Source organism: Mycobacterium numidiamassiliense, assembly GCF_900157365.1.
Taxonomy (GTDB): Bacteria; Actinomycetota; Actinomycetes; order Mycobacteriales; family Mycobacteriaceae; genus Mycobacterium; species Mycobacterium numidiamassiliense.
Genome location: NZ_FUEZ01000004.1, coordinates 2,182,900 through 2,204,778, shown reverse-complemented (window position 1 = coordinate 2,204,778; position 21,879 = coordinate 2,182,900). Strand labels below are relative to the sequence as shown.

Below are 21,879 nucleotides of genomic sequence, written 5' to 3'. Positions count from 1 at the left end.
CGGCTCAGACCAAAGTGTAGCGAACCGGCAGGTGCTTGAGGCCGCCGACGAAGGTCGTGGCCATGAGTTCCGGATCTCCGGTCAGTTCAATGGATTTCAGCCTGGGCAGCAGCTCGGAGAAAAAGCTGTTGACCTCCATGCGCGCCAGGGCCGCACCCATGCAGAAGTGCACACCGTAGCCGAAGGCCAGATGCTTGTTGGGTTCGCGACCGACGTCGAAGCGGAAGGGGTCGTCGAAGATATCCTCGTCGCGGTTGCCTGACACATAGGACAGCAGCACGGAATCTCCTGCGGCGATTGGTATTCCGCGCACCGTGGTGTCCTCGGCGGCGGTCCGCATGAATTCCTTGACCGGGGTGACCCAGCGGATCATCTCTTCGGTGGCCAAGGGCATCAGGTCTGGATTCTCACGCAGGCGTTCGAGCTGGTCCGGATTCTCCACGAGTGCGTGCAGGCCACCGGAGATGGTCGCACTGGTGGTGTCGTGACCCGCGGTGGCGACGATCAGGTAGTAGGACACGGTGTCGATGTCCGACAGGGGTTCGCCGTCGACGCGGGCGTTGGCGATCGCCGACGCGAGATCCTCGGTCGGATGCTCGCGGCGTGCCGCGGTCACGCCGTTGAAGTAACCGAACATGTCGAACAAGGCGGGTAGCTGTTCCTCGCCGCTGGTGCCCCGCTTGAATTCGCTGTCCTCGCTGCCGAACAACTCCTGGGTCAGCTTGAGCATGCGGGGGAAGTCGGCTTCCGGGATGCCCAGCAGCGACATGATCACGTACAGCGGGTAGTTGACCGCCACATGTTGGACGAAGTCGCATTCGGGCGCGGCGGCCATCATCTTGTCAACGTAGATCTTGGCCAGTTCATCGACGCGAACCTTCAACGCGCGCATGGCCTTCGGACGAAACCAATCGGAACCGATCGCGCGTACCACCCGGTGCTGCGGGTCGTCCAGGTGGATCAGCGTGCGCACACCCGCGTTGGCCTGCAGCTCGTCGCCCTCTGCCGTCGTCAGCACCGGGCGCGGCCAGTTGGTGAAGAGCGTGTTGTTGCGCTCGATGTCCATGATGTCGGCGTGCTTGGTGATCGCCCAGAACGGCCGATAGCCTTCCACATCGACCCACGACACCGGGGCGGTCGCGCGCAGGTGGGTCAGTGCGGCGTGCAGTCGCCGCTCGTCGGTGTAGGCCAACGGGTCTGTCAGTAACCTGGCGTCGTCGTCCGTTGTCGTCGTGCTCACTGGCGAAACTCCTTCATTGCGGCGTTGACACAGGTCTCGGAGGCGGTCAAAAAGATCGGCAGGACCCGGTCGACGACGCCGGCGCAACGAGACTTCAGGGCCGAGGCGATCGTGTCGACCGGACCGACGACGGCGAAAGCCGCCAGCATGTCGTCGTCGATGAGCGAGCCCATGGCGTCCCACTCGCCTTGCTTGGAGAGCCGGTTCAATTCGTCGTGCAGGTCGCCCCAGCCATGCAGCTCAAGCACTTTGCGGTACGCCGGCGTGGATCCGTAGAAGGCGATCTGCTTGCGCACAGCGGCGGTGGCGGTCTCGAGCGCGGCGTCGTTCTCACCGGTGGCCACCAGCACCTCGGCCGACAACTCGAGATCGCTGCGTGTGCGGCCGGCGCGGGCCAGGCCGCGCAGTAGCGCCGGCGTGGTGACCTCGGTGATGTACCGCTTCGACACCATGGGGTGGCCCAGGTGGCCGTCGCCGACCTCGCCACACATCTCGGTCATGGTTTCACCGACCGCGGCGATGAAGACCTTCGGCAACGAGCAGGACAGCGGCTCGGGCGTGAACATCGGGGTCATGATCTTGTGGGTGTAGAAGTCGCCCTCGAAGCGAAGCTTGGTGCCGTCCTGCCACGCGGCCCAGATCGCGTGCAGCGCCGAGACGAATTCACGCATCCGGCGCGCGGGGTGGCTCCACGGCATGCTGAACCGCTTCTCGATGTGGGGCTGTATCTGCGTGCCCAGGCCGAGAATGAACCGGCCCTTTGAGTACGCCTGCAGGTCCCAGCCGACGTTCGCGACGATCATCGGGTTGCGGGCGAACGCGACGGCGATGTTGGTGCCGACTTCGAGCCGGGAGGTGTGTTCGGCCGCCAGCAGCAGCGGCAGAAATGGGTCGTGACTGGTTTCGGGGGTCCAGCCCCCGTCGTACCCGTGCTCCTCCAGAGCGCCGGCGGCCTGCGCCGCGCGCGCCAGTTGATTGGGAATGCCCCCGTCGATCTTGAGGCGAGGGCCGTCAGCCATGCGGGTAACTTTACAGTAAGCAATCCAGTATGTGACCCTGCAGGTCCAGGCGCGCTACCGTATCCCCGCAGAGGTAGGAAAGAAGCATGACTAAACCCCCGGATTGGGAGGGGACGCTCGAGGACCTCGACCGTCGCCGTCAGCACGCGTGGGCCATGGGCGGGCCGGAGCGGCTCGACAAGCACCGCGGTAAGGGCAAACTCGACGCCCGCGCGCGCATCGAACGCCTCCTCGACCCGGGAACCTTCCGCGAATTCGGCACGCTGGTCGGTGGCGAGGTCGCGGCCGATGCGCTGATCGTCGGCTCCGGCTCGATCAACGGCTCACCGGTGATGCTGGGTGCCGAGGACTTCACCACCCTGGCCGGCAGCATCGGGCCGGGCGGCAACTCCAAGCGCTACCGCATCGCCGAACTGGCGCTGCGCGACAAGATTCCGCTGGTGATGCTGCTCGAGGGCGCCGGCTTTCGGCCGGGCGGCGGACACTACGGCCGCAGCCCCACCGACCTACTCGCCCAGGCACAGTGCTCGGGCCGGGTACCGACCGTGGCCGCCGTGCTCGGTCCCTCGGCCGGGCACGGCGCATTGGTGGCCCCGGTGTGCGACTTCCGGATCATGAGCAAGCAGGGCGCGATCTTCACCGCGGGGCCCCCGGTCGTCAAAGAGTCCACCGGAGAGGAGATTTCGAAGGAGGACCTCGGCGGGCCCGTCACCGCGCTGCCCAGCGGGGTGATCCACAACGTCGCCGACGACGACGAAGCCGTCATCGCCGACATCCGCCGCTATCTGTCGTACTTCCCGCCCAGTGCGTGGTCGTACCCGTCGGCGCTGCCTGCGGACGAGGACAGCGAGCCACGAGCGACCCCCGAGTTGCTCGGCATCGTCTCCCGCGACAACCGCCGGGTCTACGACATGCGCGCCGTGCTCGATGTGGTCTTCGACCGGCCCGACTGGTTCGAAGTACAGCCGCAGTACGGCAAGGCGATCATCTGCGCGCTGGCCCATCTCGGTGGACACCCCGTCGCGATCGTCGCGAATCAGCCCAACGTGCTCGCCGGCTCCATCGACGCCGACGCCGCGGACAAGGCGGCGCATTTCATCATGGTGGCCGACTCGTTCCACCTGCCGCTCATCTTCTTCGCGGACAATCCAGGCATGCTGCCCGGGAGCCGGTCCGAGCGCAGCGGGGTGCTGCGCGCCGGCGCGCGGATGTTCGCCGCCCAGACCGCGGCCACCACGATCAAGCTTCATGTCACGATGCGCAAGGCGTACGGATTCGGCTCGATGGTCATGTCGCTGCTGGGTTTCGATCATCAGAGCGCGACGTTCGCCTACCCGGGCGCGACGATGGGTGCGATGAGCGCGGCGGCGCTGGGCCGGGCGACGCATGCCGGCGAAGACGTCACCGCGAAGTTGCGCGACGCCGAGTTGCAGGCGTCCTATCGCTCGGCCGAACACATGGGCTTCGACGAGCTGATCGATCCCCGCGAAACGCGCGATGCCTTGCTCGCGTCACTGCGTCGGGCGCTGTCCAGCCGTCAGGCCGCCGCCGAACCGGTGAGCCGGACGGTCATCCTGCCGTAGCTCGACCTCGCCCACCGAGTGTGCGGTGACGGCGTCGGGTGTGCATCCAGGGTGGGGAAAATGCCGAAAAGCCGCCGTCAACGCGCACGCGAAACCGTGAGCGCACCCTCGAAGCCATGGGCCGATGCGCGCGAGGTTCTAACCCGCCCGATACTCCGCAACCACCGGCTCGAGTTCGTCGGGCGTCGCGCCGTGCATGATCACCGCGTCGGCCCCGTAATCGAATTCCTTGCGGATGCGCGCCACGCACTGCGCGGCCGATCCAGTGGCCGACGGCTCCAGCCACTCGTCGGGAATCAGTGTCGCGATGTGTTCGATTTGCTCGGGCGTGCCCTTGTGATCGATCCCACCGCCGATGGACGTGACCACCGAATCTTCCCGGAACCGTTGCAGCACAGCGGGATCCCAGCCATTGGTCTGTACCAGCAGGTCGCCGTAGCCCTGTAGGTAAGTGGCCAGCCGTGCGACGGTCTTCTTCAGCCGCAACTGCTCGGGAAGGTGGTCGCCGACGGTGGCGAAGCACGACCACACCCGTACGCTGTCAGGGTCGCGGCCAGCCTTCTCAGCGGCGGTCTTGACGGTATTCACGCAGCGCTGCAACGTCTCCGGCGTGAAGTAGGTGTGCAGGATGACGTCGTCGAACGCACGGCCCCCGAGCTCCAGGGTGTTGGGCCCAAATGCCACCAGCGCCAGGCGAATATCTTCGTTGAAGTCCGGATCGAGAAACAGGATCGGATACTTGCCCATTGGGCCGTCGTGGTTGAAGATCAGCTCGCCGTGGAACAGCCGCCGCATCACTTGGGCCCAGTCTTCCATCTGCGCCGTCGTGACCGCCGGGATGCCGAAGGCGCCGTAGATCGCCGCGATGCCCCGGCCGATGCCGAGCGTGAACCGGCCGCCGGAGAGCCGGTGCATGGTGGTCGCCCACGATCCGGTGATCAGTGGGTGGCGGGTGTTGTGATTGGTTGCGGCGGTGGCGATCTGCATGCGATTGGTTACCGCGCACGCGGCCCCGGAGAGCGACGAGGCTTCCTTGACGTTCCAGCGTTCGGAAATGAATGCGGTGCCGAAGCCCAACTCCTCGCCGCGGCGGGCCTCGTCCATGAGTGTTGCCGGGCCCGCACCACCGGCCCCGGCCAGCAGGTAGTAGCCCAATTCGTCAAGTGTCTTCGTCAAGTCCAAACTCCTTGCTTGTAGCCACAATTCCAGACTTCGGTGATCTTCCCGGCGACGACGCGGAAGATCTCCATGCTGCCGATCTCAACTTCTGCGCCATCCTTGAGCGTCATCGGGGACTGGTAGACGATGGCGACGTGTTCGCCATCGTCACCGGCAACCACCAGGTTAAGGTCGAATCGGATCGCCTCGAACATGGCGCAGTGATCGATGATTCGATTGACTGCCTGCTCGTGGGTGAGCACAGTCGTCTCGCCCACCTCATGCCGCGTGACCGTGTCGCCGATCAACTCCTCGGCAAGCGCGAAATCGCGCCTATTCCACACGACCAGGTTGTACAACTCGACGACCTCGCGGGCCGTCCGATCTGGAGCCATCAGACCGACTCTGCGCTGTCGGCCGCCGCGCGCAGAAATCGCTCGGACACCCGCTGCACGCGACGGGAGAAGATGTGACCGACGTGGCTGCCGTCGTACCAGTACAGTTGGCCGCCCCAGCGCTCCTGCAGCGCGGTCGTGGGTTCGCGCATCGCCATTCGGTCGTGCCATGCCCCGACGATGAGCCGGTGCTGCGGCGGGGGCGCCGGGTCGACCGCCAGCGGGTCGATCACCGAGGTCAGCTGCGCGACCACCGGCGACTCCAGCAGCTCGCGAAATCCGCCCCGGTCCGAGCCGCGGAAGCGCGACAGGTGTCGCGCGATCATCCCGTTGAGCCCCAGGATCGGGGTGTACAGCCCGACCGCGTCGACCTGCCGTTCCAGATGTGAGACCAGCGCCGCCACCGGGGTACCCATCGAAATCCCGCACACCACAACGGCAGTGGCCTGCGGCTGCACCCACCGCACCACGGCGCGCACCTCGGACACCGAGCGCATCATGCCCGCCACGTTGCCCAGCGGATCCATGTCCGGGTAGGCCGGCCACTCGCGGCGCCGGCAGCCGTGGCCGGGCTGTACCGGCATCGCGACGTTGAAACCCAGCTTGTGGTGTATCCGGCCGATCCGGGACAACACCAGATCCTCGGTGCCACCCTGACCGGCGCCGTGCACCCAGACCAGCCACGGCCGCGGCCCGTCGGTGTGCCGGCACACGTGCACCACCGCCCGCGCCGGGCCACCCAGCCCCTCGGCCTCCAGCGTCTTCGGCAGTGCGGGGTCGTGCTCGAACATCATCCGTTCGTAGGCCAGTCCGCCCGCCACACCGGGCAAGCGCCGCCGCTGCACCGCGGTGGCCCGCAGCGGAACGGGGTCGGCGTGGGCGCCGTCGATACCCAGTTCCGCCATCTCTTTGGCGGCCGGTTCACACTCACTCAGCGGCCGCACCCGCTCGGTGAGGTTGCCGCCCAGCAGCGAAAAGCCGGTCAGCGCAAGCTCATCCAGCATCACTTCGCCGAACTGACGTGCGCCGCGCGGCGACGCCGGGACCCAGCCGGTCGATTCGCTGAGGCCGGCCACCGCACGCGGCACCACCATGCCCAGTTCGCGAGTGATGTCCAAGGACCGCTTCGCCAGTGAAAATCCGGCCATGCCGCTCACCTTAAACCAGCTACGCTAGCTTGAAACCGGTGTATCCGCCGGCCGCGATCTCGTCACAGCGGCGGCGATATTCGGGGATCCCGCCGGTGTAGCCCATGTACATCCGTTTCTTGCCGGGCACATTGCCACCGTTGTACCAAGAGTTGCAGGACGGGTGCATCAGCACCGTCGGCGCGACGAGCGAAGTCGCGTGATCGATCCATTCCTGCTGCGCTGTGGTCGTCGCCTCGATGGTGCGAATTCCGTTGCCGCGCAGGTGCGCAATGCACTCGCCGATCCACTCCACATGTTGCTCGAGTGCGGCGACGAAGTTGGTGGCCGCACTCGGACTGCCCGGGCCCTGGATGGTGAACAGGTTCGGGAAGCCGGCGACCGCCACGCCGAGATACGACAGCGGGCCTTCGCTCGCCCAGAAGTCACCGAGCGACCGGCCGTCGCGCCCGCGAATGTCGATGCGGGACAGCGCGCCGGTCATGGCGTCGAAACCGGTGGCATAGACGATCACATCGAGTTCGTAGGAAGCGTCCTCGGTGCGAATGCCGGTCGGTGTCACCTCGCGAATCGGCGCCTTGCGCAGGTCGACGAGCGTAACGTTGTCCCGGTTGAACGTCTCGTAGTAGCCCTGGTCGATGATCGGCCGCTTGCAGGCAAACGGATGCACCGGGACCAGCGAGGCCGCAGTAGCCGGGTCCTTCACGATGCGGGCCACCGCCTCGCCATAGAGCCGGCCGGCCATCTGATTGGCCTCGATGTCGAAGAAGATGTCGCCCCAGTTCAGCGCACCCATGACGCCGTTCTCCTCGATGGCGCGCAGCTGCTCTTCGCGGGTCGCCGACTTCAGCGGCGGCCTGGTCAGCATCTCGAGCAGCACCGAGAAGGCGCTCAGCCGCGCCGCCCCGATGGGGTGGGCCCGTTGCGCTTCGCGGATTTCGCCGTAGCGGGATTTCATCTCGTCCAGCTCGCCGGCTTCGAAGCGGTGCACGCGCCACGGCAGGGTGTACGCGGGCGAACGCTGAAACACAGATAGGTGCAATGCTTCTCGGGCCACGACGGGGATGAGCTGAACGCCTGTCGAGCCGGTGCCGATGACGCCGACCCGCTTTCCGGCGAGATCGAAGCCCTCCTTGGGCCAGCGACTGGTGTACAACGACGTGCCGGTGAACCGGCCCTGCCCGGGTATGTCGGGTTCCAGCGGCACGGACAGAATGCCGGACGCGGCGACGACGAACGGGGCGGTATAGGTTTCCCCGGCCGCGGTTTGCACCACCCATGCCGCGGCCTCCTCGTCGAAGGCCATCGCGACCACCTTGGTGTCGAACGCGATGTCGCGGCGAAGATCCAACCGGTCGGCCACGAAATTCAGGTACGCCTCGATCTCGGGTTGAGCCGGCATCGACTCCGTCCAAACCCATTCCTGCTGAACCTCATCGGAGAAACTGTAGGAGTACTCGATGCTCTCGATGTCGCACCGGGCGCCGGGGTATCGGTTGAATAGCCAAGTGCCACCGACATTTTCAGCCATCTCCAGCACCCGGGTGCGGATGCCGAGCTGCCGCAGCCGATGGAGCATGTACAAACCGGAGAAACCGGCGCCGATCACCAGGGCGTCAAAGTGCCCGGCTTCGTCAACGTCAGTCGCCATCGCCACCCCTAATCCTCAGGATCGTTCGAGTCAGGTGCAGAGTTTTGATCCGCCATTGGCCATCGTGTTTCTGGTAGGTCTCGTGGTAATGACCGGCGCCATGCAGTTCGCGGCCGTCGGCGAAGACGAGCAGGTCTTCCATCGCCCAGATCCCGGTGGCGGTGGTCGCCGAGGTGAGCGTGAGCTCCGGGGTATGGCAGTGGTGCATCGTCGCCACGCCTTCCAGGCCACCCAGCACCATCGGGACGAAGTTGTCGACACCCTCCAGTGGTGGGGCCGTCATCGGGTCGGCGCCGGCGACCCCAACCGCCATATCCAGAGTGACCACCACGTCGGCGGTGAATACGTCTCGCCAGGAGTCGACGTCTTTGGTGTCCAGAAAACGGCAGTAGCGCGCCTTCAACTGCCGAAGCTCTTCCAGCTCGTCAGCCGCCGAAACCACCTGACTCATCACGCTCCCTTGCCGCGCACTGAACGAACTGCTGAAATCTATACTGTAACGGCCTTAGTATCTAGCAGAAATCGGAAGGCGCCGACGTGTTGGTTCCATTCACCTGGAAGGTCACCGGCTGGTTCATGGTCGGCTGGTCGCCCGAGTTTCCCGTTGGCGAGGTCCGGCCGCTGCACTATTTCGGCGAGGATCTCGTCGCCTATCGCGACGAGTCCGCGACATTGCACGTGCTGGAAGCGCACTGCAAACATCTCGGCGCGCACATCGGCCACGGCGGCAAGGTGGTCGGCGACTGCGTCGAGTGCCCTTTCCACGGATGGCGCTGGGGCCCGGACGGCACCAATCGCTACATCCCCTACCAGCCCGACCGGCCCAACCGCGCGCTACGGTTGCGGGTCTTTCCGGTCCGCGAGCAATACGACTGCGTGTTCATCTGGCATCACCCGGACGGCATCGAACCGCAGTGGGAGATGCCGGACATATTCGGTAAGTTCCCGCAATTCGAGACCGACCCGGCGAACTACTACCGGGCCTATCCCGAGTTCTCCCGCCGCGCGGAACGCGAACCCGTGCATCCGCAGATCGTGGCGGAGAACGCGCCCGACAGTGCCCATTTCGAGTACGTCCATCACGCCACCGTGACGCCCAGGGTGCTGGACTGGGAGATCGTCGGCCAGGAATGGCAGTTCACCGCGGGCTGGCCGGACGCCCGCAGCGACAACCCCGATGACTTCGCGTTGATCTTCCACAGCCACCTGTTCGGTCTCGGCGGGGCGATCAGCGTCTTCGAGGGAGCGCAGAACCACCGGCTGATCTTCACCTGTACTCCAGTCGACGACGAGTGTTCGGACCTGTTCTACTCGATCTGGTGGCCCCGTGTCCCCGGTGACACCGCCGACGTGCCGGACGGCAAGCTACGCGACCTGATCGAAAAGCAGTTCCTGTCAACCGTTTTCGACGATCTGCAGATCTGGCGCTACCAGAAGTACGTGGAACATCCGGCGCTGTCCAAGACCGACGCGAAAGGGTATATGGCACTGCGGAAATGGGCGACCCAGTTCTACGACGTCGCCCCAGATCTGACCGCTTCGGTATGAGACCTCAACTCGCTGAAATCGCCGCACCCGGGCACACTGCCATAGTCGCCCAGGAGTGTCAGGGCGCGGTGATCGGCCCAGACGCCGGGCTGGCCATGCTCGCCGAGGAAGCCCGCCGCGTCGCGCTGCCCAACATCGTGCGCCTACTGCCGGCGGCGCGGGCTGCCGGCATCCACATCGTGCACTGCCTGGTGCAGCGGCGCCCCGACGGACTGGGGTCCAACCACAACGCCAAGATCTTCACCATGAGTCACGGCGCGGTCGACATCACCCCGGGCACGCCGGGAGCGGAAGTGCTCCCCGAATTAGGGCCCGAGCCAAGCGATCTGATTTTGCGGAGGTGGCACGGTGTGGGCCCGATGGGGGGCACCGACCTCGACGCGGTGCTGCGCAATCTCGGGGTGTCCACGGTCGTCGTGGTGGGCGTATCGCTGAACATCGCGATTCCCAACCTCGTCATGGACGCCGTCAACGCCGCCTATCGTGTCGTTGTGCCGAAGGACGCGGTGGCCGGAATTCCGGCCGAGTACGGGGATGCCATCATCGCCAACACGCTGTCGCTGCTGGCGACCATCACCACGACAGACGACCTGCTCGCGGCATGGAAGGTGTCATGACCGACACGGCACCGCAGACCCGCGGCGGATTTCCCGACGTCAGGCCCGTCGAAAACGCACCTCCCGAGCTAGGCCGGTTCGTCGCCGCGCTACACCGGCTGCAGGACCTGACCGTGTCCACCAACCCCGGCGACTCATCCTGGGCCGCCGCGGCCGAGCACATCGAGAGTGCCTGCGCGCTGCTCGACGGCCATCAGGTTCCGGAAACCGAAGTCGTGGCCGGTCGTGTACTCAGCGTGCCCGGGCTCGCCCATCCCCTGATGCCACCGTGGACGCTTACCGAATCCGGACCGGACGGCGTCATCATGACGGGACACTTCACTCGGGCGCACGTCGGCGGGAACAACGCCGTGCACGGCGGCATGATCCCGCTGCTTTACGACTGGCTGTTCGGGATGGTGGTCACCAGCGCCGGTATTCGCCCGACGCGCACCGCCTACCTGCACGTCGACTATCGCAAGATCACCCCGATCGACGAGCCCTTGATCGCCCGTGGCGGCATCAGCAACGTCGATGGCAGGAAGGTTTTCATCTCCTCTACTATGACCGCCACCGATGGCACGCTACTGAGCGAAGCCAGCGGCCTGATGGTTCGTCTGCTACCCCACCAGCCGTGAGAGGCATGATGTCTGATACCACAACACAATTCACGGTGCCCGCCGTCGCCAGGGCCGTCGCGGCCGCGATCGGCGACCGCGAGCTGCTGATCCAAGGCGATCAGCGATTCAGTTACGCACAGCTGATCGAGCGGTCGAACCACCTCGCCGCGTATCTGCACGCCCAGGGGCTGGGGTGCCACACCGAGCGCTCCGACCTCGCCGGCCACGAGGTGGGCCAGGACCTGCTTGGCCTGTATGCCTACAACGGCAACGAATTCGTCGAGGCTCTGCTCGGCGCCTTCCAGGCGCGCGTCGCCCCGTTCAACGTCAACTTCCGCTACGTCAAGGCCGAGCTGCAGTACCTGCTGGCCGACGCGGGAGCAACCGCACTGCTTTACCACGCCGCGTTCGCACCCCGGGTGGCCGAAATCCGGGGCGATCTTCCACAACTGCGCGTCCTGATACAGATCCCCGACGACTCCGGCAACGAATTACTAGACGGTGCAGTCGATTACGAGACGGCCATCGCGTTGGGCGCGCAGCTGTCAGCACCGGAAACCGACCACTCACCCGACGACTTGTACGTCCTGTACACCGGCGGCACCACGGGGATGCCGAAGGGAGTGCTATGGCGCCAGCACGACATCTTCATGACGTCCTTCGGCGGGCGCAACATCATGACCGGCGAGCCGGCCGAGTCAGTGGACGAGATCGCGACGAGGGTCGCCGAGGGCCCGGGCACCAAGCTGATGATCCTGCCGCCCCTGATCCACGGCGCCGCCCAGTGGAGTGTGATGACGGCCCTGACCAGCGGACAGTCCGTCGTCTTCCCCACGGTCGTCGACCATTTGGACGCCGACGACGTCGTGCGCACCATTGAGCGGGAACAGGTTTCGGTGGTGACCGTGGTGGGCGACGCGATGGCGCGTCCGCTGGTCGCCGCCATCGAAAAGGCCCGGCAAAACGGGACAGCCGACGTGTCGTCGCTGGCGGTGGTCGCCAATGGCGGCGCCTTGCTCACGCCCTACGTCAAGCAACGGCTGATCGAAGTCCTGCCGAACGCCCTCGTCATCGACGGCGTCGGATCCTCGGAGACCGGGGCACAAATGCACCACCTCTCGACGACGGGAGCGGTGTCGACCGGCATCTTCAACGCCGGACCCGACACCTTCGTCGCGGCCGAAGATCTCGGCGCGATGCTGCAACCGGGTCACGAGGGCAATGGCTGGCTGGCGCAACGCGGTTACGTCCCGTTGGGCTACAAGGGCGATGCGGCCAAGACCGCCAAGACGTTCCCGGTCATCGGCGGCGTTCGCTACGCGGTTCCCGGCGACCGGGCACGCCACCGCGCCGACGGCAGCATCGAATTGCTGGGCCGCGATTCGGTGACCATCAACTCCGGCGGCGAGAAGATCTTCGTCGAGGAGGTCGAAACCGCGATCGCATCACATCCGGCGGTGGCCGACGTGGTGGTCACGGGACGACCGAGCGAGCGATGGGGCCAGGAGGTCGTTGCCGTCGTCGCGCTGGCCGAAGCCGCTCATGCCGACGCCGACGAGCTGGTCGCCCACGCCGCACAGTCGTTGGCCCGCTACAAGCTCCCCAAAGCGGTGGTATTCCGTCCGGTCGTCGAGCGCAGCCCCTCGGGCAAAGCCGATTACCGATGGGCGCGCGAACAAGCAGAGAATGCCTGAATCCCCGGGAGTAACAATGTCGTTGCTGCAAAAAGACGAGACCCTGAGCGCGTCGACCGAGGTACAGGCCTCACGGGACGAGGTATACGCGGTCGTCTCCGATGTCACGCGAATCCCCGAGTGGAGCCCCGAGACCACGCGCGCCCAATGGCTTACGCCAGAACGCTTTCGGGCGTGGAACCGCCGCAGGCTCGGCCGTTGGAAGACCGAGGCGAACGTCGCAGCCGCTGAACCCGGACGCGAGTTCTCGTTCGTCGTGCAGATCTTGGGCGGGGACTGGACGCAGTGGACGTACCTGGTCGAGCCCGGGTCGGCGCCGGGCACCACGCGACTGACCGAGACGGTCCGCATGTGCGTTCCGCTGCCCCTCGGTGTCGCGGCTTTCGAGCGCCTTGCCCTGTTCGTCTGGGATCGCCGGACAGACCTGCAGCGCAATCTCGAAGTCTCGGTAGATCGCATACGCGCGATCGTCGAAGCCGGGGTGAAAGCATGAAATACCAAGGGCGCGTTGCCGTCGTCACCGGCGCCGGGTCCGGCATCGGCCGCGCACTGACCCTCGCACTTGCCCGCGACGGGGCGCACGTCGCCGCCTCCGACATCGATGCGGCCGGCTTGGCCGAGACTCAAGAGGCCGCCGGGCCCGGCAAGGTGTCGACGTACGAGCTCGATGTCGCCAAGCGCGACGCGGTCTTGGCGCACGCCGAGCAGGTGCGACGCGACCTCGGGCCCGCCTCACTGCTGTTCAACAACGCCGGAGTCGACCTGTTCGCCGGCATTGCGGACATGTCCTGGAAAGACTTCGACTGGCTGATCGGCATCAACATCGGCGGTGTGGTCAACGGCACCAAGGCTTTTCTGCCGCAGCTCATCGAATCCGGTTCAGCCCAGCACCCCGCCCGTCTGATCAACATGTCCAGTGCCTTCGGCCTGATCTCGGTTCCCTACCAGGGCGCCTACAGCACTTCGAAATTCGCGGTCCGCGGTTTCACCGAGGCGCTGCGCCAGGAGATGATCATCGAACGCCATCCGGTCACCGTGCACTGCGTGCACCCTGGTGTCGTGCGCACCAACTTTGGGGCGAATATGCGCACGGCGGACAACGAAGATCCCGAACTCGCCGCGAAATATTTCACCCGTGCGGCGCTGACCACTCCCGCGAAGGCTGCGCAGGTCATTCTCCGGGGAGCCGAGAAAAACCGCGCCCGAATCCTCATCGGGCCCGACGGGCGCGTGATGGCGGCGATGCCTCGCCTGCTCGGCGCGGGATACGTCGGGCTGCTGGGTCGCGCAGCCCGGCTGACGAATTCCCGATCCCCCCGGGCCGGCAGCTAAACGCGGAGCCGGCTCTTGAGCCGGCGTTGCGTGCGTGACCGTGCCCTGCGCATCATGACGTTGGCATAGAGCTGCATCGAATTCCCGAACGGCGGCGCCGCGTTTCCGCCGAGGCTGAACGGAAGATCGTTGCCGACCACCGACCGGTGATGGCTGAAGGTGTCGAAGCCGGCCTTGCCGTGGTAGGCGCCCATGCCGCTACGGCCCACGCCGCCGAACGGCGCCTCCGACGGAATCATCTGCGCGGCAAAGTCATTGCGGGCGACCCCGCCGCTGCGGGTGTTGCGGATGAATCTGCGGAAGTCGGCGCCATCGGGCCCGTACCAGTAGGCCACCAATGGCGCCGGGCGCTGATTGATGTAGTCGATGGCGTCGTCCAGCCGCGTATACCCCTTGAGCACGAGGACCGGGCCGAAGATCTCCTCGTCGGCGATCAACATGGCGTCGTCGACGTTGCGGACGATCGTCGGCGCGATCTTGCGCGACGCGCGGTCGGGTAACGACTCCCCCTCCGGCGCAATGGTTTCCACATCGGCACCGTTGGCCCGCGCATCCTCGATCAGGCCGACGACCCGATCGAAGTTGGCGTCGTTGACCGATGAGCAGTAGTCGCCGTTGGAAACAATGCTGGGAAACATGTCGCGCAGGGTGGCCCGGGCGGTGTGCACGAAGGTGTCCAGCTGATCGTCCGGAACGAACACGTAATCGGGGCAGACACAGACCTGTCCACCATTGACCATGCGGCCTCGCGCGATCCGGGTCGCCGATCGCGCGATATCGGCATCGGGCGCGACGACGACGGGATTCTTGCCGCCGAGCTCCAGCGTCACCGGAACCAGGTTCTGCGCGGCGGCCCGTTGTACCAGGGCGCCCACGGACGGCGAGCCGGTGAAGAACAAATGATCGAAGGGCAGCGTAGAGAACGTGGCGGCGACGTCGGGGCCGCCCGTGACGACGTCGAGTTCGGCGTGGTCGAAATACTTGGGCGCCGTTGCCTTCATGAGTTCCGCGGTGTGGGCGGTGACCTCCGACATCTTGATCATCACCCGGTTGCCGGCCGCGAAAGCGGCTACCGCGGGCAGCACCACGAGGTTGAGCGGGAAGTTCCACGGGCCGATGATGCCGACCACTCCGAGCGGGGACGGCTGTATCTCGGCCCGCAGGCCGACGAGCCCCGCAGCGCGCATGATTTTGGTGGCGCGCATCCACCGCGCCACATTGGACCTGGTGTGCTCGATCACCGACATCATGCCGATCACCTCGGTGAACAGCGTCGCCGCCCGGGATCGGGTGCCGAAATCGGCGGCCATCGCTTCGATGAAGTCGTCGGTGTTGTCGAGGACGAGCGCCATGAGGCGGTCGATCCGATTGCGCCGCAGCGCAACGCCGGGAGGTCCATCGTGGATAAAGGCTTGCCGCTGCCGCTCGAGAACGGCGCCCATCGCCGCCCGGTGTTGCTCGACCAGGTTGTCAGCGCGTTCATCGACTGTGCTCATGACTCACCTTTGCGACGGGGGCCGTTGCCCATCGAACCACGACACAGCCCATATTGCCTACTGTAATATTTACAGTACGATTTTGCGGGAAGGTCTTCCCACGAGAGCTGACAGCACGATCCTGGAGATCAGGTGACAACGAAAACCGGCGATCAAACCGTTAGCCTGCGCGACCCCTACCCCTTCTTCGCCCAGAAACGCCGCGAGTCGTCCGGCGTCTTCCACGGCACCGTCATGGACTATTCCAAGACCCCGGATTCCCTAGTCCCCAAACGCGAGTACACCGCAGTGTCGTTCAATGCGGTCAACACGGTGTATCGCGACGGCCGGGTATTCAGCTCCGCTCCGTATGACAACACCATCGGTCTGTTCATGGGCCCCACCATCCTGGCGATGGGAGGCAAGAAGCATCGCGAGCATCGCAACCTGGTGTCGGCGGCGTTTCGGTCCAAGGCGTTGGCCCAGTGGGAGCCGACAATCGTCCGACCGATCTGCAACGCACTGATCGACGAATTCATCGGCACCGGCCAGGCCGACCTGGTCCGGAACTTCACCTTCGAATTTCCCACCCGTGTCATCGCCCGGCTGTTGGGGCTGCCCGACGAAGACTTGCCGGTGTTCCGCAAGCGGGCCGTCGAGTTGATCAGCTACACCGTCAACTATGAACGCGCCTTCGAGGCGTCGGCGGCACTCAAAGACTACTTCTGCGAACAGATCGACAAACGCAGAGCCAATCCCACCGAGGACATCATCGGCGATCTGGTCACCGCCGAGATCGACGGCGAAAAGCTCAGCGACGAAGCCATCTACTCATTCCTGCGCCTGCTGCTGCCCGCCGGGCTGGAAACCACCTACCGGTCCTCGGGGAACCTGCTTTACCTGCTGCTGACCCACCCCGATCAGTTCGCCGCCGTGCAAGAGAATGCGGAGCTTCTCCCCCAGGCGATCGAAGAGGGGTTGCGCTTCGAGACACCGTTGACCACCGTGCAGCGATTCACCACCGAAGACGTTGAGCTGGAAGGGGTTACGATACCCGCACGGTCGGTGGTCGGGGTGTGCATGGGTTCGGCGAACCGAGATGAGCGGCGCTGGGAACGACCCGAAGAATTCGACATCTTCCGCAAGCCCACGCCGCACATCACCTTCGCCGCCGGTGAGCACACTTGCCTGGGCTTGCACCTGGCGAGACTGGAGACGCGCGTTGCGGTCGGCTGCCTGCTGGACCGGCTGGCCAACGTCACCCTGGTGACCGACGACGATCCGCACATCTTCGGGCAGCCATTCCGTTCGCCGACGGGTCTTCCTGTCACGTTCGACGCCAAGTAGGGTGCCCAAAATGGTCAAGGTAATGCAGGGCTTTCGGGTCCTCGAGGTTGCGCAATTCACGTTCGTCCCGGCCGCCGGTGCCATCCTGGCCGACTGGGGCGCCGACGTCATCAAGGTTGAGCACCCGCTGCGCGGCGACACCCAGCGCGGCTTCATCAACATGGGCGGCATCCAGATCGACCCGGAGCGTCACCCACTCATGGAGCACCCGAACCGCGGCAAGCGCAGCGTCGGCATCGACATCTCCACGCCGGGTGGCCAGGAAGTCATCTACGAACTGGCCAAGACCGCAGACGTCTTCCTCACCAACTACACGTCCTCGGTGCGACAGAAGAACAAATTCGACGTTGAGCACATCCGCGCGGTGAACCCCAACATCGTCTACGCCCGCGGCACCGCATACGGCGACAAAGGCGACGAGCGCGGCGTCGGCGGCTACGACGGGACGGCGTTCTGGACGCGGAGCGGCGTGGGCTACGCGTTGACGCCGGAAGAGCTGGGCGCTCCCCTGTCACAGGGGATTCCCGCCTTCGGCGACTCCATCGGCGGCATGTTCATCGCCGGCGGCATCTCGGCGGCGCTGCTGCACCGTGAACGCACCGGCGAAGCCGTCGAACTCGATGTGTCCCTGCTGAGCACCGCATGGTGGGCGGCCGGCGCCAGCGTGACCCAGGGCATGGAGAGCGGCGAGGTGATGCGCACGCCGATGCCGGGAACGACCGGCCCGGTGGTGAATCCGTTCATGGGCAACTACCAGACCTCCGATGGCGGCACGATCAACCTGTGCATCATCAGCCCGACCGCCTACATCCGGGACACCTTCGAACACCTCGGCATCCCCGAGGCGGCCGACGATCCACGGTTCTCCGAGGTGCTCCCGCTGATCCAAAACGCCGACGCCGCTGCGGAACTGATCACTAAGGCCATCGCGGGGCAGACATTCGACTACTGGCGAAAGCACCTCAAAACGATGAAGGGGCAGTGGGCGCCGTTCCAGAGCCTGATCGACCTGGCCAGCGACGAGCAGGCCATCGCCAACGACATGATCGCCGAAGTCGAACTCGCCAGCGGGGGCGCACCATTCAAGGTCGTGCGCGGTCCCGTGCAGTTCAACCACGAGCCGCTGGAAACCACCAGGGCCCCGCAGGCCTCCGAGCACACCGAAATCGTGCTGATGGAAATCGGTATGGACTGGGACCGCATCGAAGAACTCAAGGATGCCGGGGCTATCGCATAAGGCACAGGCGCACAAGGGATTCGACTGCACGGGATAGGGCCAGACTTTGACCGACGCCTACTACGAGCTGGTCGACCCCCACGATGGGATCGGTGAGAGGTTCAGCGCTTCCGATCACGTCATCAGCACGTGGTCACCGACGATGCAGAATGCCGCGCCCGTGTCGGCGGTGCTGGTCCGGGCCTTGGAGCGCTGCTCGCCGCGCGACGATGCCCGGCTGACCCGTGTTGTGGTCGATCTTCTCGGACCGGTTCCGATCACCGACCAGCTGTGGGTGCGCGCCCATATCGAGCGTCCGGGCACCAAGATCGAACTGCTCAACGCGCAGATGCTGGCGCCGGGCCCCGACGGACAGCCTCGGCCGGTCGCCAAGGCGTCCGCCTGGCGGTTCCAGGAGGGCGACGCGGCCGAGTTGTTCTTCACGCCCGCCGCCCCGCTGCGACCGGCCAGCGAGGGACTGCCCCGCAGTCCCGACGACGACGCGAACCAGACCTACATCCAGAGCCTGGATTGGCGTTGGCTCAACGACATTCTCAATGACGTGCCCGGCGAGTGCTGGGTCCGGCCGATGGTCGACCTGGTCAAGGGTGAAACGATGACCCCGATGCAGCGACTCTTCGCGGTGTGCGACATCGCCAACGGGATGGGCAGCCGGCTGAGCGTCGCCGAGTGGACGTTTCTCAACACCGATCTCACGGTGCACATCCATCGCGTGCCCGAGGGTGAATGGATCGGCATACGAGCCGAAAACCATTACGGCCGAGACGGAGTCGGCGTCTCGCGCGGCACGATTTTCGACGAGCACGGGGCAGTGGCCGCCCTGCAGCAGGCCCAGCTGGTGCGCCGCCGTTAGCAGATACTGTAAGATTTACAGTTGGTTATTCGCCAGGCTGACACACGGAGGCACGGATGACGAACGATGTCGCCATCATCGGGGTGGGACTGCACCCGTTCGGTCGCTTCGAGGGCAAGTCGGCAATGCAGATGGGTGTGGACGCGATCCTTGCCGCCGTCGCCGACGCGGGCGTCGAGTGGAAGGACGTCGAATTCGCCACCGGCGGCAGCTGGACGGTGGCCAACCCGGACGCGATCGTCGGCATGGTCGGGCTGACCGGCATTCCGTTCACCAACGTGTTCAATGCGTGCGCCACCGCTGCCAGCGCGGCGAAGGCGTGTGCCGACGGGATCCGGCTGGGCGACTATGACATCGGCATCGCCGTCGGGCTGGACAAGCATCCGCGCGGCGCCTTCACCGAAGATCCTGCGCTGGTGGGGATGCCGCGCTGGTATGCCGAGAACGGGCAGTACCTGACCACCCAGTTCTTCGGGATGAAGGCCAACCGCTACCTGCACGAGCACAACATCTCCACGCAGACGCTGGCCAAGGTCGCAGCCAAGAATTTTCGGAATGGAGCGTTGAACCCCAACGCCTTTCGCCGCAAGCCGATCCCCGAAGACGACATTCTCAACTCGCCGGTGCTGAACTACCCGCTGACTCAGTACATGTTCTGCGCGCCCGACGAGGGCGCCGCGGCGGTGGTGATGTGCCGGGCCGACATCGCGCATCGTTACACCCCCAAGCCGGTCTATCTGCGGGCCGTGGAAGTCCGCACCCGCCGCTACGGCGCCTACGAGGTCAACACGACCTGCGCGCCGGTCGAAGAGGACGTAGCGCCAACGGTTTACGCCGCGCGTGCCGCATTCGAGAAGGCCGGCGTGGCGCCTGGAGACGTCGACGTGATTCAGCTGCAGGACACCGATGCCGGCGCCGAAATCATCCATATGGCCGAGTGCGGCTTCTGCGCCGACGGCGACCAGGAGAAGCTGCTGTTCGACGGCGCTACCGAGATCGGCGGCTCGATGCCGGTCAACACCGACGGTGGGCTGATCGCCAACGGCGAACCGATCGGCGCCTCCGGCCTGCGCCAGATCCACGAAATCGTCCGCCAATTGCGTGGGGAGGCGGGCGATCGCCAAGTACCCGGCAACCCGAAAGTCGGTTTCACCCAGTTGTACGGTGCCCCGGGCACCGCCGCGGCAACCATCCTGACCACCTGACCTCGGCGAGCAGACACAGAATCGGGCTACACGCGCAGATTTCATGCGATTCTGCGTCTGCTCGCGAAAGAAAGGGGACGACCCGATGGCTCAATTCACCGGGGCGCCGATTTTCGACGCCGACCAGCACATGTACGAGACGCCCGACTCGTTGACGAAGTTCCTGCCCGAGAAGTATTCGAGGGCAGTGCAATTCGCCCAGTTCGGGCGGCAGACCCGCATCGTGATCAACGGCAGGGTCACCGACTTCATCCCGAACCCGACGTTCGAACGTGTGGCCGCGCCGGGCGCGCACGAGAAGTTCTTCGCCGGCGAGAACACTGAGGGCCTCACGCTACGCGAGATGCAGGGCCCGGCGATCGCGGCGCCCGCCGCAACGCGCACCCCGGCCGACCGGGTCGACGAACTCGATCGACAGGGGGTCGTCGAGGCCCTGAACTACCCCACGCTGGCCAGCCTGGTCGAGCACTCGTCGGCCGACGATCCCGAACTGACGCTCGCGATCATCCACGCACTGAATCAGTGGATGGCCGAGCACTGGACGTATAACTACGGAAACCGGGTGTTCTCAACGCCGATCATCAATCTCTCCGAAGTCGACGCCGCACAGCGCGAGCTCGAGTATCTCCTTGCCAATGGGGTTCGGGCCGCGTTGGTCAAACCCGGTCCGGTGAACGGTCTCCACGGTTGGCGGTCGCCCGCACTTAGAGAATTCGATCCGTTCTGGCGCGATGTCGAGGCTGCGGGATTGCCGATCGTGCTGCATGCCAGCTACCCACCGCTGGACGACTACGTCGCCAAGTGGGAGCCTCCCCATACGCAGAACTTCATGGCCCAGAGCGCGTTTCGCTGGATGGTGCTAGGGCACCGCGAAATCGCCGACATGATCACCAGCCTGATCTGTCACGGTACCCTGACCCGATTCCCGAAGCTTCGCATCGCCAGCGTCGAGAACGGCAGTTCGTGGATCTTCCCGCTGTTCAACGACTTTGCAGAGCTCCACAAGAAGATGCCACAGAACTTCCCCGAGCACCCGCACGACGTGTTCCGGCGCAACATCTGGGTGAGTCCGTTCTGGGAAGGGTGTGTGGGCGACGTCGTCGACACGGTCGGATGGGACCGGGTGCTATTCGGCTCCGATTACCCGCATCCCGAAGGGCTCGCCCAACCCAACGGCTTTTGGAAATATGCCGATGACATGGACGAACGGCGCACCTATGACTTCATGGGCGACAACGCGCGTCGCTTCATGGGTCTGCCCATCGCCAACCCGGACCCGGCGGCCGTCAATCCGCCGGCACTGGCCAGCGCCTGAACACCTATCGACGACAGTGGCGAACTGCGTCGGTGACCGCTAGCCTGCGGCGCTACCCACCGCCGCGTCCGCGAATTCACAGAACGCGTCGTAAGCACGAGCACCGTAAATCGTTGCCGGTCCGCCGTGCATAAGAATACTCACGCCAATGGCTTCGGCGGCTTCTTCCTTTGAGGCGCCGGCGCGAACCGCACCCTGGGCGTGTGAGGCGATGCACCCGTCGCAACCGGCTACCACCCCGATCGTCAACGCGATGAGTTCCTTGGTCTTTGTGTCCAAAGCGCCGGACGTCAACGCCGCCTTGCTCATCTCTCCGAATCCCCGATAGACGTCGGGGATCATTTTCCGCAAGCTGCGATGCTGCGGATTTAGCTCGTCAAGTACGTCGTGATAGTGATTGTGATCGCTCATAGTGAATATAATACAAATACCCATGGGGGTATTCCCCAACGCCTGCGTCTTT

21 protein-coding genes are annotated in these 21,879 nt (G+C 65.3%); 12 read left to right on the top strand and 9 right to left on the bottom strand.

The window, feature by feature from the left end:
* Positions 1–4: 4 nt before the first annotated feature.
* Both MNAB215_RS19035 and MNAB215_RS19030 read right to left on the bottom strand, forming a co-directional pair.
* Positions 5–1,240: a cytochrome P450 gene (locus MNAB215_RS19035; RefSeq protein ID WP_077080195.1), complete on the bottom strand. Its 1,236-nt coding sequence runs from the start codon at positions 1,238–1,240 to the stop codon at positions 5–7.
* Positions 1,237–2,259 carry an LLM class F420-dependent oxidoreductase gene (locus MNAB215_RS19030; protein ID WP_077080194.1) on the bottom strand — a complete coding sequence of 341 codons (1,023 nt, stop codon included), beginning with the start codon at positions 2,257–2,259 and terminating at the stop codon, positions 1,237–1,239. Before MNAB215_RS19030 ends, MNAB215_RS19035 begins: the two co-directional genes overlap by 4 nt.
* 86 nt (positions 2,260–2,345) lie before the next feature.
* On the opposite strand from MNAB215_RS19030, the gene MNAB215_RS19025 reads away from it, so the two are divergent.
* The gene (locus tag MNAB215_RS19025; RefSeq protein ID WP_077080193.1) at positions 2,346–3,842 is read left to right on the top strand and encodes an acyl-CoA carboxylase subunit beta; all 1,497 of its coding nucleotides are present in this window, start codon (positions 2,346–2,348) and stop codon (positions 3,840–3,842) included.
* A gap of 138 nt (positions 3,843–3,980) precedes the next feature.
* On the opposite strand, the gene MNAB215_RS19020 is transcribed toward MNAB215_RS19025, so the two are convergent.
* From MNAB215_RS19020 to MNAB215_RS19000, 5 genes are read right to left on the bottom strand one after another with little or no spacing between them, the layout of a single operon-like run.
* The gene (locus MNAB215_RS19020) at positions 3,981–5,051 is read right to left on the bottom strand and encodes a TIGR03857 family LLM class F420-dependent oxidoreductase (RefSeq protein ID WP_077080192.1); all 1,071 of its coding nucleotides are present in this window, start codon (positions 5,049–5,051) and stop codon (positions 3,981–3,983) included.
* Complete coding sequence (locus tag MNAB215_RS19015; RefSeq protein WP_077080191.1) at positions 5,015–5,395, bottom strand: nuclear transport factor 2 family protein; 381 nt, start codon at positions 5,393–5,395, stop codon at positions 5,015–5,017. The genes MNAB215_RS19020 and MNAB215_RS19015 overlap by 37 nt, the downstream gene beginning before the upstream one ends.
* The gene (locus MNAB215_RS19010) at positions 5,395–6,543 is read right to left on the bottom strand and encodes a PHB depolymerase family esterase (protein ID WP_077080190.1); all 1,149 of its coding nucleotides are present in this window, start codon (positions 6,541–6,543) and stop codon (positions 5,395–5,397) included. The genes MNAB215_RS19015 and MNAB215_RS19010 overlap by 1 nt, the downstream gene beginning before the upstream one ends.
* Before the next feature lie 19 nt (positions 6,544–6,562).
* Positions 6,563–8,194, bottom strand: a complete 1,632-nt coding sequence (locus MNAB215_RS19005; RefSeq protein WP_077082148.1) for a flavin-containing monooxygenase — start codon at positions 8,192–8,194, stop codon at positions 6,563–6,565.
* Positions 8,184–8,636 (bottom strand): nuclear transport factor 2 family protein, encoded by a 453-nt coding sequence (locus MNAB215_RS19000; protein ID WP_083746335.1) that lies wholly within the window; start codon positions 8,634–8,636, stop codon positions 8,184–8,186. The genes MNAB215_RS19005 and MNAB215_RS19000 overlap by 11 nt, the downstream gene beginning before the upstream one ends.
* A gap of 95 nt (positions 8,637–8,731) precedes the next feature.
* Here MNAB215_RS19000 and MNAB215_RS18995 point away from each other — a divergent pair, with 95 nt between their 5' ends.
* From MNAB215_RS18995 to MNAB215_RS18970, 6 genes are read left to right on the top strand one after another with little or no spacing between them, the layout of a single operon-like run.
* Positions 8,732–9,742, top strand: coding sequence for a Rieske 2Fe-2S domain-containing protein (locus tag MNAB215_RS18995; RefSeq protein ID WP_077080188.1), 1,011 nt, complete (start codon positions 8,732–8,734; stop codon positions 9,740–9,742).
* The gene (locus MNAB215_RS18990) at positions 9,739–10,359 is read left to right on the top strand and encodes a cysteine hydrolase family protein (protein WP_077080187.1); all 621 of its coding nucleotides are present in this window, start codon (positions 9,739–9,741) and stop codon (positions 10,357–10,359) included. The genes MNAB215_RS18995 and MNAB215_RS18990 overlap by 4 nt, the downstream gene beginning before the upstream one ends.
* Positions 10,356–10,976 (top strand): PaaI family thioesterase, encoded by a 621-nt coding sequence (locus tag MNAB215_RS18985; protein WP_077082147.1) that lies wholly within the window; start codon positions 10,356–10,358, stop codon positions 10,974–10,976. The genes MNAB215_RS18990 and MNAB215_RS18985 overlap by 4 nt, the downstream gene beginning before the upstream one ends.
* 8 nt (positions 10,977–10,984) lie before the next feature.
* Positions 10,985–12,652: an acyl-CoA synthetase gene (locus MNAB215_RS18980; protein WP_077082146.1), complete on the top strand. Its 1,668-nt coding sequence runs from the start codon at positions 10,985–10,987 to the stop codon at positions 12,650–12,652.
* Positions 12,653–12,668: 16 nt separating this feature from the next.
* Positions 12,669–13,145, top strand: a complete 477-nt coding sequence (locus MNAB215_RS18975; RefSeq protein ID WP_077080186.1) for an SRPBCC family protein — start codon at positions 12,669–12,671, stop codon at positions 13,143–13,145.
* Positions 13,142–13,984: an SDR family NAD(P)-dependent oxidoreductase gene (locus MNAB215_RS18970; protein ID WP_077080185.1), complete on the top strand. Its 843-nt coding sequence runs from the start codon at positions 13,142–13,144 to the stop codon at positions 13,982–13,984. The genes MNAB215_RS18975 and MNAB215_RS18970 overlap by 4 nt, the downstream gene beginning before the upstream one ends.
* Here the strand turns inward: MNAB215_RS18970 and MNAB215_RS18965 are convergent.
* Positions 13,981–15,426, bottom strand: a complete 1,446-nt coding sequence (locus MNAB215_RS18965; RefSeq protein WP_077082145.1) for a coniferyl aldehyde dehydrogenase — start codon at positions 15,424–15,426, stop codon at positions 13,981–13,983. The genes MNAB215_RS18970 and MNAB215_RS18965 overlap by 4 nt on opposite strands.
* A gap of 186 nt (positions 15,427–15,612) precedes the next feature.
* Here MNAB215_RS18965 and MNAB215_RS18960 point away from each other — a divergent pair, with 186 nt between their 5' ends.
* The 5 genes from MNAB215_RS18960 to MNAB215_RS18940 all read left to right on the top strand — a co-directional run bounded on the left by MNAB215_RS18960 (position 15,613) and on the right by MNAB215_RS18940 (position 21,416).
* A complete protein-coding gene (locus tag MNAB215_RS18960) occupies positions 15,613–16,806 on the top strand; it encodes a cytochrome P450 (RefSeq protein ID WP_077080184.1) in 1,194 nt (397 codons plus the stop codon).
* A gap of 22 nt (positions 16,807–16,828) precedes the next feature.
* Positions 16,829–18,043 carry a CaiB/BaiF CoA transferase family protein gene (locus MNAB215_RS18955; protein WP_077082144.1) on the top strand — a complete coding sequence of 405 codons (1,215 nt, stop codon included), beginning with the start codon at positions 16,829–16,831 and terminating at the stop codon, positions 18,041–18,043.
* Positions 18,044–18,089: 46 nt separating this feature from the next.
* Positions 18,090–18,896 (top strand): thioesterase family protein, encoded by an 807-nt coding sequence (locus MNAB215_RS18950; RefSeq protein ID WP_077080183.1) that lies wholly within the window; start codon positions 18,090–18,092, stop codon positions 18,894–18,896.
* Between the two features lie 56 nt (positions 18,897–18,952).
* A complete protein-coding gene (locus MNAB215_RS18945) occupies positions 18,953–20,101 on the top strand; it encodes a thiolase family protein (protein WP_077080182.1) in 1,149 nt (382 codons plus the stop codon).
* Positions 20,102–20,186: 85 nt separating this feature from the next.
* On the top strand, positions 20,187–21,416 hold the full coding sequence (locus MNAB215_RS18940; RefSeq protein WP_077080181.1) for an amidohydrolase family protein: 1,230 nt from the start codon (positions 20,187–20,189) through the stop codon (positions 21,414–21,416).
* A gap of 39 nt (positions 21,417–21,455) precedes the next feature.
* Here MNAB215_RS18940 and MNAB215_RS18935 read toward each other — a convergent pair whose 3' ends face one another.
* Positions 21,456–21,827 (bottom strand): carboxymuconolactone decarboxylase family protein, encoded by a 372-nt coding sequence (locus tag MNAB215_RS18935; RefSeq protein WP_077080180.1) that lies wholly within the window; start codon positions 21,825–21,827, stop codon positions 21,456–21,458.
* Between the last annotated feature and the right edge of the window lie 52 nt (positions 21,828–21,879).

What these genes read in the sequence shown, in the direction of transcription:
- MNAB215_RS18965 (WP_077082145.1), bottom strand. Translation starts at nt 15,426, where the DNA reads ATGGGCGCCGTTCTCGAGCGGCAGCGGCAAGCCTTTATCCACGATGGA.
- MNAB215_RS18940 (WP_077080181.1), top strand. Translation starts at nt 20,187, where the DNA reads ATGGCTCAATTCACCGGGGCGCCGATTTTCGACGCCGACCAGCACATG.
- MNAB215_RS19015 (WP_077080191.1), bottom strand. Translation starts at nt 5,395, where the DNA reads ATGGCTCCAGATCGGACGGCCCGCGAGGTCGTCGAGTTGTACAACCTG.
- MNAB215_RS18955 (WP_077082144.1), top strand. Translation starts at nt 16,829, where the DNA reads ATGCAGGGCTTTCGGGTCCTCGAGGTTGCGCAATTCACGTTCGTCCCG.
- MNAB215_RS19010 (WP_077080190.1), bottom strand. Translation starts at nt 6,543, where the DNA reads ATGGCCGGATTTTCACTGGCGAAGCGGTCCTTGGACATCACTCGCGAA.
- MNAB215_RS18980 (WP_077082146.1), top strand. Translation starts at nt 10,985, where the DNA reads ATGTCTGATACCACAACACAATTCACGGTGCCCGCCGTCGCCAGGGCC.
- MNAB215_RS19025 (WP_077080193.1), top strand. Translation starts at nt 2,346, where the DNA reads ATGACTAAACCCCCGGATTGGGAGGGGACGCTCGAGGACCTCGACCGT.
- MNAB215_RS18935 (WP_077080180.1), bottom strand. Translation starts at nt 21,827, where the DNA reads ATGAGCGATCACAATCACTATCACGACGTACTTGACGAGCTAAATCCG.
- MNAB215_RS19005 (WP_077082148.1), bottom strand. Translation starts at nt 8,194, where the DNA reads ATGGCGACTGACGTTGACGAAGCCGGGCACTTTGACGCCCTGGTGATC.
- MNAB215_RS18975 (WP_077080186.1), top strand. Translation starts at nt 12,669, where the DNA reads ATGTCGTTGCTGCAAAAAGACGAGACCCTGAGCGCGTCGACCGAGGTA.
- MNAB215_RS18985 (WP_077082147.1), top strand. Translation starts at nt 10,356, where the DNA reads ATGACCGACACGGCACCGCAGACCCGCGGCGGATTTCCCGACGTCAGG.
- MNAB215_RS18970 (WP_077080185.1), top strand. Translation starts at nt 13,142, where the DNA reads ATGAAATACCAAGGGCGCGTTGCCGTCGTCACCGGCGCCGGGTCCGGC.
- MNAB215_RS18990 (WP_077080187.1), top strand. Translation starts at nt 9,739, where the DNA reads ATGAGACCTCAACTCGCTGAAATCGCCGCACCCGGGCACACTGCCATA.
- MNAB215_RS18945 (WP_077080182.1), top strand. Translation starts at nt 18,953, where the DNA reads ATGACGAACGATGTCGCCATCATCGGGGTGGGACTGCACCCGTTCGGT.
- MNAB215_RS19030 (WP_077080194.1), bottom strand. Translation starts at nt 2,259, where the DNA reads ATGGCTGACGGCCCTCGCCTCAAGATCGACGGGGGCATTCCCAATCAA.